The organism is Tamlana crocina, from assembly GCF_012037625.1.
Window position 1 is genome coordinate 1 of record NZ_JAAVJS010000659.1, and the last position, 326, is coordinate 326.

Sequence of the window (326 nt, forward strand, 5' to 3'; positions counted from 1 at the left end):
TAAAGAAGAGATCGTACTTAATTTGATCCCTAAATCTTTAAAGATGCAGATCTTTAAAGCCCTTAGAGATTCTTTTGCTTCAGAACATGGGGCTCGTATGACCGCGATGCACAAAGCAACCGATAATGCTACTGAATTAAGAGACTCTCTCAAATTATCATACAACAAAGCCCGTCAGGCTTCTATTACCAATGAGATCCTTGAAATTGTTGGTGGAGCTGAAGCTTTGAATAACTAAAGGTTCAGCTGGAAACAATTGGACGAAGCGATAGCGCAGTCAAATTTCCATTGCTGAAGCTTTGAATAATTAAGCCCATAAAATACAG

At 38.7% G+C, this 326-nt stretch carries 1 protein-coding gene; it reads left to right on the plus strand.

Annotation, left to right across the window (positions count from 1 at the left end):
• A partial coding sequence (locus HC176_RS18460; protein WP_167920443.1) for a F0F1 ATP synthase subunit gamma occupies positions 1 to 238 on the plus strand: 238 nt, incomplete at its 5' end.
• Between the last annotated feature and the right edge of the window lie 88 nt (positions 239 to 326).